This window comes from Vibrio sp. TRT 1302, from assembly GCF_050113875.1.
Taxonomy (GTDB): domain Bacteria; phylum Pseudomonadota; class Gammaproteobacteria; order Enterobacterales; family Vibrionaceae; genus Vibrio.
On sequence record NZ_JBNJOF010000002.1, the window covers coordinates 110669 to 124701 of the forward strand.

The following is a 14033-nucleotide window of genomic DNA, read 5'->3' on the forward strand; positions in this document are numbered from 1 at the left end:
GATAGATACTTAAGTTTCATACATCTCTAAGTAAGTGACTAAAACAACCTGCTGATGAATTCGCCACCTGCGTATTTTTCACCTGTAAACAAAGATGAAAACAGCGATCAATTTCAATCATTACACTTTAAGGTAAGTGTAACAAAGATGTTAAAAGTCGCATGTTGAGAATGATTATTGTGTAGTAAAGCTGAGCTTACACTTGCGTGAATTGTGGCGAAAAATCGCGTTTATTAACAAAGGCGGGCTAAATAGTTAGTTATTTATACTTGTGATTGAGCTTGTTCTAGAGGATTGGTTTGCAAGTTTAGATACAAAATATCTGTTTTTTAGCCGTGTATCTAAACGAAAACAGCAGACCGAAGCCTGCTGTTTAACGAGTTAGAGCGAAATTTCAGATTATTCTGGTTGCTCTGCTAGGTTTTGTTTTTGTTGCTGTGCTTTGTACACTTTGCCTGCGTTGAAACGCTCTAGGTAATCCGCTAGGTCACGTTTCACTTCTGGTACTAGGATGTAAAGACCAACAATGTTCACTAGAGCCATTGCAAAGATCATTGCATCTGAGAAGTCGATGACTGGACCAAGGTTCATTGCCGCACCAATGACAACAAAGATACAGAACTTAACTTTGAAGATGATTTCTGCTGTTTTGCTCTCACCGAACAAGTAAGTCCAAGCTTTTAGACCGTAGTATGACCAAGAGATCATAGTAGAGAAAGCAAATAGGATTACGGCTACAGCAAGTAGGTAAGGGAACCAGCTAATTGCGCTACCAAATGCCGCAGACGTTAGTTCAACACCCGCTAGACCTGTATCAGTGTCTAGGTAACCAGTGATGATGATAACTAGTGCAGTCATAGTACAGATAACAACAGTATCAATGAAAGGTTCTAGTAACGATACAAAACCTTCTGACATTGGTTCTTTTGTTTTTACCGCTGAGTGAGCGATAGCCGCCGAACCAACACCCGCTTCGTTCGAGAACGCCGCACGTTTGAAGCCTTGAATTAGAACACCAATTACACCACCAGCAACACCTTCACCAGTGAATGCGCCGTTAAAGATTGCTGAGAATGCGTCATCGATGCGATCAAAGTTCATCAAGATAATGATGATTGCGGCACCAACGTAGATGGTTGCCATGAATGGAACAACCTTCTCAGTAACTTTAGCGATAGACTTAATACCACCGATGATTACGATACCAACGATCACTGCTAGGATCAGGCCAAACAACCAACCTTTATCTGCAAAGAATGAAGCATCGCCACCAGTAACACTTACAACCTGTTTGAACGCTTGGTTTGCTTGGAACATGTTACCGCCACCAAGTGAACCGCCGATAGCGAACACAGAGAACAGAACGGCAAGAGTACGACCGAATGCGGCATTGCCACGTTTAGCAAGACCTTTGCTTAGGTAGTACATTGGACCACCAGAAACAGAACCGTCTGGGTTCGTGTTACGGTATTTAACACCAAGCGCACACTCTACAAACTTGCTCGACATACCAAGTAGGCCTGCAAGGATCATCCAGAATGTTGCACCAGCGCCACCGATAGACACAGCCACAGCAACACCTGCGATGTTACCTAGACCTACTGTGCCCGAAAGAGCTGTTGTCAGTGCTTGGAAGTGAGAAACCTCACCATCTTCTTTTGATTTTGGATCTGAGAACTTACCAGATACCAACTCGATAGCGTGTTTAAAACCACGCACGTTAATGAAGCCTAAGTAGACTGTGAAGAAAGTTGCTGCAACAACTAACCAAAGAACAATCCACGGCACCTGTACGTCACTAAAAGGGAACGGAATAGTCGAGAAGATCATTCCTACAAAAGGGTTAACGATAGGTGCAACGACTTCGTTGATTTTGTCATCCAAGTTGGATGCTGCAGCGCTACCTGCAAATATACTCGCCAATATGGCTAGCGAAATACGCTTTGTCATGCTTTTCCTGCCTGTGAAATGGGTGTTTTTATAAATAATACTTATATTGTGTTGTGTTTTGTTACATTTGTGTAACGTTGCCTATTATTCATTTAATAAATAAGCACGCAACATCTTTGACGGAAAAGTTGATCTAGCAAACAATTCTGATTTTTACTAACCAGTCAGGCTAATTTTGAACTTATTCACTGCTTTCTGTGAAAAATCTGGATTTTATATAAAGATATAATTGACTATTTTGGTCGGATATTTTGCGGTTTGGGTGGATATATAAAACTGTCTGATTACTATTTGAACAGTAGTAGATGAGGCTAACCCCCGATTTTGCAGATTATTTGTACTGCATTCTGAAACAAAATGTTATCGAGCCTAAATCCGAGCTGCACGATCACTATAGAGGGGGGATTGGGTATTATCACAACACTATATCTAGATTGTGTTGTAGGAAATAACCTATTTAAAACAAAAGGTTAACACAGTAAATTTTGTGTCAAATGTCTATTGTGATGGATTGATTTAGCCGAAAACAAGAGTACGATGCGCGCCATCTTGATTAAGTGGTGGTATACATGAAAACTAACGTATTAAAAATGGCTATCGTAGTAGGCTTAGGTGTTTCTTCTCTTACTGGTTGTATGGGACAAATGGCGACAACGGGTCTTGTTTCAAAATTCAACCTAGAAGTGGTAGATAACCGCTACGGTCGTGAAGGTATGTTCCTGCTTCTTTCACCTGTCTATGGTATCGCTGGTACTATCGATCTATTCGTTTTCAACGCGATTGAGTTCTGGACAGGTACCAACCCAATTTCTGGTAAATCACCAGCGGTAGTGGATACTCCGACCAAAAACTACATCAAAGTGAACGGCCATTTAGACAGCTCACTTAAAGATGTTCCTTTGTCGAACAACGCAAACATCGAAAAAGCAACGATGCAGCAAATCGACGAGAACACAATGCAGATGGATATTTCATACATTGATGGTACTCAACAAGTACTTCGTGGTGAAAAATCACAAGATAGCGTAGCTTTCTACCTAGATGACCAGTACATCACGACAGTCTCTAATGATGAGCTAACGAATTACGTAACAGCGGCAAATATTTAATAGCCCAGTTATATCGTGTTTCGAAGTCCTCGCTTAGCGGGGACTTTTTTTTTGCACTTACCGACCGCCTCATACAAAAGTTTAATTTATTGATACACATTTATTTAACAACATTGAGCAAGACGCTATAGTAAGCATTGAACTTACTATAGGAGTTAATGGATGAAACTCACGATATCAGGGAAGTTACAGCTAAGTTTTCTGTCACTTGCAGTACTTTTTATCGTTTCCGCATTTTTAATCTTCCGCAGCATTAATACCGTCGATACGCAGACTCGTTCACTGCTAGAGAGTGATCTGCCGACCGTAGATGCCGGTCGTTCAATTCAGCAATCTATTCAAGCCACAGTATCTTCTCTGCGAGCGTACATGCTGCTTGGAGGAGATGAAATGACGGGGGCTGAGCAGAGAGACAACTTAGCCCAAGCGGTGCTCAAGGTTGATGAAGCGATCCCCCAATTAGAAACACTGTTAGTGGCAGATAGTTACCAAAGAGTCTTGTCGCAATGGACAGTGGTAACCAAATCATTGAATGAAATCGCCGAACTCAGCCATAGCGATGAAAACCTTCCTGCTCACTCACTGTTTATCTTTGAAGCCGCTCCTATCGCAGAGGTGGCACTCGATCAACTGCAAGGTTTAATCAATGACGAAGCAGGGAATAAAGAGGGAGGAGAGCGTAAGCGTCTATTTAGGCTCTATGCAGATAGCTATACCTCGTTAGCCAACGCGCTTTCATCAATGCGAGATTTTCTTCAATACGGTAGCCAAGACCATCTCGACAAGTACCAAGAATTTCTAAAAATCCACGCCAAATCTGTAGAAGAAATCGAATCTAAGACCGATTTGCTATCAAGCAGTGACCAAGGACTATGGTCACTGTTCAAAGAGATGCAACAGCTCTATTTTCCCTTAGCGGATCAGGTAGTGAATCTTCGCAAATCGAACGACTGGAACATCGCAAACCAGAAGATGGCAAACGAACTGGTTCCTGCTGTACAACAACTTGATGCTAGCCTCGAAGCGGTGATCAACCAGCAGCAAGCTCAAGCTGATGCTAGTGGGCAAGGGATCTTTAGCTCAGTCACGAATGTGATTCGTTTGCTGGTTGGCTCGATTGCTCTGGTCGTGATCGTATCGGTAACAACTGCCCACTTCATGGGCAAAAACATCGGTCGTCGTGTGTCGATTGTGTCCAAACGTGCAGAGTCCATTGCTGATGGTGATGTATCTCAAGCCTCGCTAGCAATTGAAGGTAGCGATGAACTGGCCAGTTTGATGCATTCAATCAATCGAATGAATGATGAGCTCGCCAGTATAGTAAAAGGTGTCACGACTAAAGCGAACACAGTCAGCGATAGTATGAAGTCATTGCTCGACGCCAACGAAGCGACAGTGTCTCAGGTCGAACGTCAGAAGGCGACGATGGCACTAGTCGGCCAGCAAGTGAGTGAAGTGAGCCAGTCTGCCAACGACACCGCAATGCAAGCAGAGCAGTCGGTAAGTAATTTGCTTCAATCGAAACAACAGATCGAACGTGGTTCACAAGCGCTGGATCTCAATAAAAACACTGTAGGTTTGCTGCACACAACAATAGAAAAAGCGAGTGACCAGGTGGATGAGCTCAGCAAAGAGAGTGAAGCGATTGGCCGGGTTACTGAGGTGATTGAAGGTTTAGCAGAACAAACGAATTTGCTCGCGCTAAATGCGGCGATTGAAGCCGCAAGGGCAGGGGAATATGGTCGAGGATTTGCTGTGGTTGCCGACGAAGTTCGATTACTCGCTACGCGAACCACAGAATCGACCACAGAAATCAACAACATCGTTAACGCGATCCAAACTTCGACAAGAGCCGTTGTCAGCGAAATTGAGAAGAGTAAGGAGTTAGCTCGCGAAGGTGCGGAACATACCGAGCTTGCGTATGGGACACTCAACTCAACCACGGATCAGATTGAAGTGCTTAACCAACAGATGAAAGAGTTATTGAGTTCTGCTCAGCAACAGTCGTTAGCGACTGACGAAATACAGAGCTTAATGGAAGAGGTCATCTTATCCGTTGAGGATGTCGCAAAGATATCCAATTCCTCTTCTGATATATCGAGTCAGGTTCGGACTCAAGTGGACGAACTCAACAATGAGATGGAGCAGTTTAAAATAAGCTAATTTGTTGAATTAGTGAGATTTCGCGCGAATTACTTAACAATAATCATAATTGATGAAATTGATCGAAGTACTATCTATACCTAACCTCAATATATGGTCTATAGCTTAATAGTTGTAAGAGTAAGCTTAATGGTAAGGATGGAAGTGCTTCGATTTTTTATTAGTGTATTGGTTCTAGTGAGTTTTACTTCTTGGGGGCAAGCTGATTCGCCCCAAAAACTCGTGGTGGCTAACTCAAAAGCATGGAAACCCTTCTCTTTTATTAATCAAGAAGGTAAGCCTGACGGCATATTGATTGAGTATTGGCAGGAGTTTGGTCAGAAGAACAATATAGACGTTGAGTTTCTCTTGTTGGACTGGCAATCATCACTCGATGCCGTAAAGGATGGCCGTGCAGATGTGCATGCGGGCTTGCTATGGTCTGAAGGACGAGACAGCTACCTAGACTTTACCGCTGGCATTATGTCTATCGATACTCAGCTTTTTATCAGTCAAGAGCATATCGGCTCTAGTCTAGATGAATTCATGCTCTCTAAGCACGACAATAAGGTCGGTGTCGTTGCGGGCGGTTATGAGGAAGAGTTTACCAAACTGCATTTTCCAAATCTCAATTTGGTTAGCTTTGCCAACAACAAACTGATGATCGAATCTGCGTTTGCAGGTGAGCTTGATGCGTTTGTTGCAGACCTACAAGTGGCTAACTTCTACATCCACACATCGCAAAAAGCCCCGAAATTTGTTGGGGTACGTCATCTCTATTCTGGTGAGTTAAGGGCGGCGGTGGCTGAAGGGAATACCGCGCTACAAGAACGAATCTCACAAGGCATCAACTCATTTGATGTTGAAGATAAACAGAAGATCTTCAATCGCTGGATGTACATCAATACCGTGTATCCTGATTACCTAATACCGCTATCTGCACTTGCGATTGGTCTAGTGACCTTTGGCTATATCGTGACACTGAATATTACGGTTAAAGTGAAAACTAAGGCGCTGGAGCAGGCCAACCGAGAGCTTAAAGTACTATCTGAAACAGATCAGCTGACAGGGCTAAGTAATCGACGCCACTTTGTTGAAGAGTTAAAGCAACGTCTTGCCAGTGAAGCGGCGATTTCAGTAATGATCTTTGACATTGATGATTTTAAGAATATCAACGATACCTACGGTCACCAAACTGGTGATGAAGTGATTAAAAGAGTGGCACATTCCGCTGCCGATATCGTCCCTGAGCAACATTTGATTGGTCGTATAGGCGGGGAAGAGTTTGCAATAGTCATGTGTGGTGAGGAGTTTGGCAAAGTCGTGGATATTGCAGAAAGCCTATGTGCCAGAATCAGACACTTATCTATCCTCGATAACCCAAGCATCAAAGTTTCAGTCAGTTTAGGCTGTGCCCACTATTTGTCTAATAACGGTGACATCACGCTATCCGACGCTGACCACCTGATGTATCAATCAAAGTTAGAAGGGAAGGATAGGGTCACCGCGATCTGCTATCCCTAAGTATTCACAATGAGATTCCCCCAAACAACGGCTAAATCTGGCGGCTGATTTGTTGCCGTCAGAGCGAGAATTCGCGGAAAAACCACCCACATTGATGCTTAACTGTCCACTTGAACGCAAACTCCAAAAAAAAGGTTTTCTTTTCAGTCAGATGTGGCATATTAGCTAGGTCTTCGACGCAAAGCGTACTTCGTATAATGGCTATTACCTCAGCCTTCCAAGCTGATGATGCGGGTTCGATTCCCGCAGTACGCTCCAATCTCATTCGATATTTTCCAATGAATTCAATTATTTACATCCAATATTAGAAAATACTAATAGGCACTGATACGACAAGGTGTCACGATGTACATTTTTCGAAATCGTAATTGTACCTACTATTCTCGTTTTTATTTTCCCACTCAATGGGTTGAGTCTGGCTACCCTAAAGAAGTGCGTTTTTCTTTACGTACCAAGGTACGTTCCATTGCTATAGATAGATCTTTAGTTATTCTTCAGTCTGCGCGTTCATTGGTTGGTGAGACAGCTCCTGAGACGAGCGTTAGCGAGTTCGTATCTACATTCAAAGAGACGATCAGTACCATCGTAAAAAATGGCTTTGTGAAATCTGACGACGTTGCACCTAGCCGCATTAGCACGATACAACCAGTATCTATGGAGCCGCGTTCCATTACCTCTAATGTAAGCCCTTCAGTTTCAGTGTTATTAAGCGAGTTCGTTGAATACAAGCAGCTTGAAGGTGTTAAGCCCAAAAACGTTGATCTGCTTAGCTCCAGAATCAATAACTTTTTCGAGAACCAAACTGTTAGCCCTGATTCTGTGACCCCTCGCCACGCTAGTGCATTTCTCAAAAGCCTTTATGGTCGAGGGCTATCCGCCAAGACTGTACGGGACTATCTCGCAGCGATTCGGCAGTTTTATAGCTGGATGATTACAATGGAGTACGCGACTGTTAATCCCTTTGAAAATGTTAGGGTCAAAAAGGATGTCAGGCTTCCTAGTGAACAGCGCAGAAGGTGGAGTAGGGAAGAGCTAGTGAAGCTATTCTCACATGACAACTTTGCTGGTGTAATCGGAACAAATGATTCAAGAGTAAACTATCAGAAGAAGCTTGAAGACTATTGGATCCCGTATCTGCTATTGTTCACTGGTGCACGAGTGGGCGAGATCTGTCAGTTGCGTACCGAAGATGTTCAAGAACGAGAAGGTGTTTGGTGCATTAGCGTGAACGAAGATGACGGCAAGACTGTTAAAACTAAAGCGTCCATTCGCCATATACCGTTACACAAAGAATTACTCAATATGGGTTTCTTGAGTTATGTGAACCATCGTTACGGAGCTCGTAAGGATAAGTTGTTTGATATTCGGCCGTATGGCAAAACCATGTGTTGGTCAGAGCAGTTTGGTAAGCGTTTTACTAAGGTATTAAAAGCTATCGGGTTTACAGGTGCTCAACGACCGACGTTGCACGGTTTGCGTCATACGTTTGTTGATTCTGCTCAGGCTATAGGTTTGCCTGAAAATGAGGTTTGTGAAATCGTCGGTCACGCAAAACAAAGCATGACATATGGAAGATATGGAAAACGCCTATCGTTGCTGAGGTTAAAGAGCTTGATAGATAAGATCGACTTTGGTTTTGTTCCAATCACCCGACAACTTTACAGTCGGTCTTGAAGTGTTCGTCTCAAATTTTCTATTCTTTAAATAAACCTATGGATAATACAACTAGAGAATATGAATCATTTATTATGCAGAGTGAGCAAGAGGCGTTTAATCAGTACCTACGCCCTTATTTAATGGCACATCATAACAGCGCATCTGAACTCGAGTGTGCAGTAATCAGTAAAGTTTTCGCTGTTTATTTAGAGCTAGGTATCCTAGATGGAGAAGCATTAATAAACGAGAGCAAGTTTGCTGCGCTAGTATCTCGTAGATGCCGCGCACATTTGAGATCAGAGTCAGTTATAAAAACTTATATTTCCTCAGTTAAGCCAAGCGAAGAAGTCAGTATCAACGCGTCTCAACTAGCTTTCAGAATAGTGAAAGAGATAGAAGAGTTAATTCTCAACGAAGGTCGTCACAGAGACTCTATTGTGGTTGGACGCATGCCCGATCGAGAACTGGGCTATTGGGGTAACTAGTCTGAGCTATACTATTAAACGACTTTCGTCCAAAACTGGGCTCTTTCTTGAAAATGCCCAAATTCTCGTTACAAAAAAACTCACAAGTATCATCACGAGAGTTTTTAATAGATTTTCTAATGTCTATCGTGAAGTGTGTAGAAATACTTCATTTTATCGTGAGCTCTCTATCTCGGTTTTGGCGCTCTCTATGATATCCTCTTAAAAACATACAGTTATGCCAAGGAATGGCATTTGTCAGATGCAGACAAAATCCTCAAACTATGTGTTTAATTACCTGTTTTTGGGATCTATTAAGTTGTTAGTAATTAATTGGAATTGAAGCTGATACATATGAATCTACATGACCGAATACTTGAGTTAAAACAAGAACACAGCGGATATGGGCACAATGGAATTTTATTTTCATTTTCACTCGATATGTGCAAAAAAATTGATGCTGCATCGGCGAGTGACCGTTTTGCTGAGAAAACAGTGAAAGAGATATTGAACCTACTTAAGGGGTATCAAGTAGGGTATTCAGAAAAGTTGAAATCTGCATTTGAAGTTTATTCCGAGTACGCAATGTTTCATGAGATGATGTTGAAAGGTATTCCTATAGAGAAAGTTCCAGAGGAAAAAGAAGCACGGCCCGACTTTAAAGTTTCAATTGGTGGCGAAGACTTATACCTAGAAGCTAAGGTGCTTGGCTGGGCTTCGGGTGGTATTCAGCACAATGCCGCTATTCACGACGGTATTGACGCGCAAATATCAATTGAAGAGCAGTTATGTGACGGAAAACTTGTTGCTGCTGGCGAATCTGAAATTAGTCCGCTCGGGACCACCGAAGAATCAATTGAACACCCAGAGAAGTACTTTATTGAGGCTATTTCTGCAAAATTAAACCAGAACGTAAAGCCAGCTCAGTTGAAGCTTGGCCCCACATTACTGATTTGTGATCTGACATCCCTAAAGCATCCATCAGACTATAGGAAATCAAGTGTTATCGTTCACAACCAAAACATGCATAACAGTTTTTCTTCTGGTGAACTGTGGTATATCGCATTCGGCGAATATGGAGATAGAATACTGAAGGCTATAGAGTTCGAGGGAAAGTCGAATATCAGTGGAAAGCTCCAAAGAAATGGAGTGCTAATTGAGCACGAAGAACTGGTAGGTGTAATATTTAGAGTTTCAAATCTTTCGGGAGAGTGCTCATATTCTTGTCTTATAAAATCAGATTACTTTGACAAATATGGTGATTTGGTAACTCAGCTGAGTGACTGCTGGAATGATGATGAAAACTCTAATGCTTGTTAGCTTTTAAGTAATAAAAGCTAACAAGACTAGGCAGTTACACTACCTTTCCGCATTGCTTAAAAATTGCGGCAGAGCGCAGAGCTACCGTCTTTGGGGGAACTAAAAGAACTATGCGGTTATATAAATATTATAGGCCCGATTTTTATTTTGAAAAGTCACTTAGATATGACGAAATTTTTTTCGCATCAAACGAACAACTCAACGATCCACATGACCTAATTATAAAACCATATTTTGGAAGTAGCCCAGAGGCTTGGAGAAGCATTTTAAAAAGCAGTGAACCTTATGATAGTTGGAATATGGCAAGGATAGTTGATATTGAGAATATAGAATTAATTCAAGCACTAAATGATGAGTTTGAGGGTACAAAGGTTGATGATGGTTCAAACCTTATTTCTGCAATAGATGCTAAAAAAGAAAACTTGGTTAATATTTTTTTACAATACCTTCTCGCAGATAGGGGAGACTTATACACTGACTCAAAATCTGCAAGTTCAATGTGTGTGCATTTTCTCAAGGAGAAAATAATTAGAGGATGGGATAAGCGGTATTATAGCTGCTCGTTTTCTAAAGATCCTTTGGACCCTAAGATGTGGGCTCATTATGGAGGTGGTTTTCGAGGGTGCGTTTTAATTTATAAAGTTCTTCCGAATGGCTCACTCAATCTTCGACCGAATATTTTTTTAAACAAAGCTCAAAATTTCAAGTTTGAAGAAGTGAGTTATAATGATAAGGAAAAAGTGATAGATATATTGGATATTGATACTAGGCCTAATCTTATTGAGAGCAATTTGCTTAACAAAAGCTTATTTTGGTCATACGAGAAAGAAGTGAGACTTTTATTAAGTGAAAGCTTTGGTTCTCTCAGGGTTTCTTCGACGTCCCAAATGCCAGTGAGTAAGAAAAGTAAGATTTTTCATCACGATCCTAATGTAATAGAGGGGGTTATCTTTGGTTCTAACTGCTCGGAGACTTATAAAGAGAAAGTAATATCAATGCTAGCTGAAAAATATTCATTCTTCTTGCCTGTAAGGACTCCTGCATTCTTAACCTTTGATTCTAAGCTAACTAGTGCTGGAAAAGTGGAAATAAAATTAGGTCAGAAGTGCATTATACACGAATCAGGTTCCAGTCAGGTGATGAAGCAAGAACTTGAAGGTGAGGCGCTTGAAAGGGTTTTGAATGAGGTCGGGATCAATTGTTAACGATTAAGTACAAGTATCGCGAAGTTGACACTTTATTTGGGCTTGAAAAGCCTTTCTTAAACAAATTACTCGATGCATAAAGGTAGGAGGGGGGCTGAGTAGTCAATAAGCGATTCAAATCGCTCTGAACACTTAGTACTTCCTAAAACTTATGTGAGGTTGAGAGTGGTGATTCTAAACCGTGTGTGTCTAGAACCTTTACAGTCGGTACTTTCAACCACAAAATTGTCCCTTTCCGTGTCTCAGGGCCGATGTTAGTTTAAAGTCCGAAATTAGTTAGACTACAAAAACGGCTGTCAGAAAAAGACCTTTTGGAAGGACTAACAGCTCGTACAGTACACGCTGATGAACTTGCTACTACAAGTTACCCTGAAGACACGGATAACGCTGAAAGCGATTTCTCATTTAACGATATGATCTTTCTGCTGCTTTCTTCGCGAATTAATCCAAATAACACAATGAAAGCAGCCAATCTTTCTTGAACGAGATGTCTATGTGAGCTTTCTCTATACCCAAGCTCCTCTTTGGTTCTAGAGATGATACTCACAAACAAAGCAATGTCTAAGTGCAATCAGTTGATTAATCGGGGGCTGTGCGAGAAAATTGCCCTAAATAGACCGAAGATAGGAGGATCTTGATGAAAACTCAGTCTAATTATCGGTTAGTTTCCCCTATAGAAATCTGAGTCTATGGGAAGAATCGGGAAGAAGTTGAAAATGAAGAAATTCAAGAAAGCCTTGAATGATCTTCAAAATAATCGAGTTAAGAAAGGCAGTAAAGCTGTGGGTAAAATATACAAGTACTTTAGTTATGATGTAATTAATTTGGTTTTCGACCGAGAGGGGCTTTGTGGGGTAAAGTGCTCTTTACCAAAAGACTACAATGATCCGTACGAGCTATTTTTGGGAATGGATTTAAATACTCCCACTGACCAACTGGCTTTCTATAAGGACATCGTTGGAGGAATCCCTCAAAATCCAACAACATGCTTCTCTCAATCACCTATTGTTTCGCCAATGTGGGCACACTATGCAAACAACCATTCAGGGTTCGTTCTTGAGTTTGATCTGGATGGTTTGCAGAAATACTTTAAGGGAAACCCGATTTGGGAGGTTAGTTATCGTAATGCTCCTCATGAAAACTTGAAAAAAATACTTGAGAGGGCAGCGACTCTGCTGAAGCCAAGATATTCATATGATCTTCAAGAGTTTGTTTTTGTAGAATCATACTTTACGAAATATGATGAGTGGAGCTATGAGCGTGAGTGTCGTTTCGTAGATATGAAAAAAGTTACAGAAGATGTAAACGGCAACAATATTCTATTTATACCCATTGAATATGTTACTTCAATCATTGTTGGTCCCAAGTGCCCCCAAGAATCAGTTGAGGAAAGCGTTGGTTTAGCTGCTGAGAATAACATTGATTGGTATCAGTTATACATAGGGAAGAGCCATCCAAAGCCTTACATGAAAAATGAAAACAATGATGTATTCATATTCGAAGATGACCGAATTATCGCTACAAACCAAACTTGTGAGTCCTGTTCAGAACCATTAATCGTCAACACATCGCTCTGCCCATGGTGCAGCATAACGGACGCTCATGAAGAAATTGCTGCTCAAAACAACCCATTCAGAATGATTGATACAATTGGCAAGCTGGACGATTATATGAAAGCAATGGGGCAAATTGGCAGATAGCCATGAGAAAGGGAAATGAAAAAAATCCGGTGATGCCTACGACACACCGGATTTAGGTGCCTAGAATATAAAATGGTAACTTATCACTTCACTATATATTTACTTATAAAGTAGGGTCGACCGAATGGTTTCATTATAGAAGGGAATGCTCAGTCATAAGCCAAAGGTCACATATGTGCCTTCTAACTGTCACTAGATTACAATCATGTGTATATTTCAGCGTTCCGCAAAAGTAGCTTAGAGTAAAAATCTTTCGTACCATTTAAACTCTCCCTAGAAAAAATCACCCGGACTGAATGATCAATATGTTTTTGTGTTCAAAGTAATATTCAATGTGTTGAGTAAAGTGTAAAATGTTGCTTTTTACTCCATAGCATTACTTTCTTAATGAACGAAATAAAACAAAACGATAGTGGATTCACTACCCCAGAAGTCATTTGTGTATTGAGCTCATGGCTTAATCGTTGCCGAGATGCACGCAATGGGCATTACCAGAGAGCAGAAAAACTCTTTGGACTATCACAAACTCTTGGCTACCTGCTTATCTATTCAACTGTATTTGTCACAGTGTTCTCGTTTGTTTCTCATGACTTGACCTCGACTCTATTTGGTATTAATAAGCAGCATGTTGTGGTGTTAGTTGGATGCATTGCAGCAGTTATATCAGGCATAGTGACCCAAGCCAGATTTGGTGAAAGAGCTGAAGTGCACCGTTCGTCTGGCGCTCGCTACGCCAACTTAGCTAGAGACATTGAAGAACTACAACTAAAGATTAATGCAGGTCTACCCAATGAAGCATTATCTATTCAAGTTAGCTTAATCATTAAAGAGTGGAATAACTTGTCTGAGGACTCGTTACTAACTCCCCATAACAAGGCTCATTCAAAAAACGTTCTTCACGTCCTGATAGCATTATTGTTTATCACAATGTTTTTCTTTGTCGCCATTTAATTACGCCGCCAA

10 protein-coding genes and 1 tRNA gene are annotated in these 14033 nt (G+C 41.3%); 10 read left to right on the forward strand and 1 reads right to left on the reverse strand.

What is annotated here, in order from left to right; translation table 11 throughout:
• Positions 1 to 399 precede the first annotated feature (399 nt).
• On the reverse strand, positions 400 to 1950 hold the full coding sequence (locus ACQEXP_RS03295; RefSeq protein WP_426968202.1) for an alanine/glycine:cation symporter family protein: 1551 nt from the start codon (positions 1948 to 1950) through the stop codon (positions 400 to 402).
• A 569-nt stretch (positions 1951 to 2519) separates the two neighbouring features.
• Here ACQEXP_RS03295 and ACQEXP_RS03300 point away from each other — a divergent pair.
• The 10 genes from ACQEXP_RS03300 (at position 2520) to ACQEXP_RS03345 (ending at position 14021) form a co-directional block, all read left to right on the forward strand.
• Positions 2520 to 3059: a DUF3332 domain-containing protein gene (locus ACQEXP_RS03300; RefSeq protein ID WP_269375559.1), complete on the forward strand. Its 540-nt coding sequence runs from the start codon at positions 2520 to 2522 to the stop codon at positions 3057 to 3059.
• A gap of 162 nt (positions 3060 to 3221) precedes the next feature.
• Positions 3222 to 5222: a HAMP domain-containing methyl-accepting chemotaxis protein gene (locus ACQEXP_RS03305; protein WP_426968204.1), complete on the forward strand. Its 2001-nt coding sequence runs from the start codon at positions 3222 to 3224 to the stop codon at positions 5220 to 5222.
• A 138-nt stretch (positions 5223 to 5360) separates the two neighbouring features.
• On the forward strand, positions 5361 to 6725 hold the full coding sequence (locus ACQEXP_RS03310; protein WP_426968552.1) for a transporter substrate-binding domain-containing diguanylate cyclase: 1365 nt from the start codon (positions 5361 to 5363) through the stop codon (positions 6723 to 6725).
• Between the two features lie 183 nt (positions 6726 to 6908).
• A tRNA-Gly gene (locus ACQEXP_RS03315) sits at positions 6909 to 6983 on the forward strand.
• An 87-nt stretch (positions 6984 to 7070) separates the two neighbouring features.
• Complete coding sequence (locus ACQEXP_RS03320; protein WP_426968206.1) at positions 7071 to 8399, forward strand: tyrosine-type recombinase/integrase; 1329 nt, start codon at positions 7071 to 7073, stop codon at positions 8397 to 8399.
• Positions 8400 to 8437: 38 nt separating this feature from the next.
• Positions 8438 to 8866 carry a hypothetical protein gene (locus tag ACQEXP_RS03325; RefSeq protein WP_426968208.1) on the forward strand — a complete coding sequence of 143 codons (429 nt, stop codon included), beginning with the start codon at positions 8438 to 8440 and terminating at the stop codon, positions 8864 to 8866.
• 333 nt (positions 8867 to 9199) lie between these two features.
• On the forward strand, positions 9200 to 10165 hold the full coding sequence (locus tag ACQEXP_RS03330; RefSeq protein WP_426968209.1) for a hypothetical protein: 966 nt from the start codon (positions 9200 to 9202) through the stop codon (positions 10163 to 10165).
• 110 nt (positions 10166 to 10275) lie between these two features.
• Positions 10276 to 11370 carry a DUF2971 domain-containing protein gene (locus ACQEXP_RS03335; protein ID WP_426968210.1) on the forward strand — a complete coding sequence of 365 codons (1095 nt, stop codon included), beginning with the start codon at positions 10276 to 10278 and terminating at the stop codon, positions 11368 to 11370.
• Positions 11371 to 12059: 689 nt separating this feature from the next.
• Positions 12060 to 13070 (forward strand): DUF2971 domain-containing protein, encoded by a 1011-nt coding sequence (locus tag ACQEXP_RS03340; RefSeq protein ID WP_426968211.1) that lies wholly within the window; start codon positions 12060 to 12062, stop codon positions 13068 to 13070.
• Positions 13071 to 13457: 387 nt separating this feature from the next.
• A complete protein-coding gene (locus tag ACQEXP_RS03345; protein ID WP_426968213.1) occupies positions 13458 to 14021 on the forward strand; it encodes an SLATT domain-containing protein in 564 nt (187 codons plus the stop codon).
• The last annotated feature ends 12 nt before the right edge of the window (positions 14022 to 14033 follow it).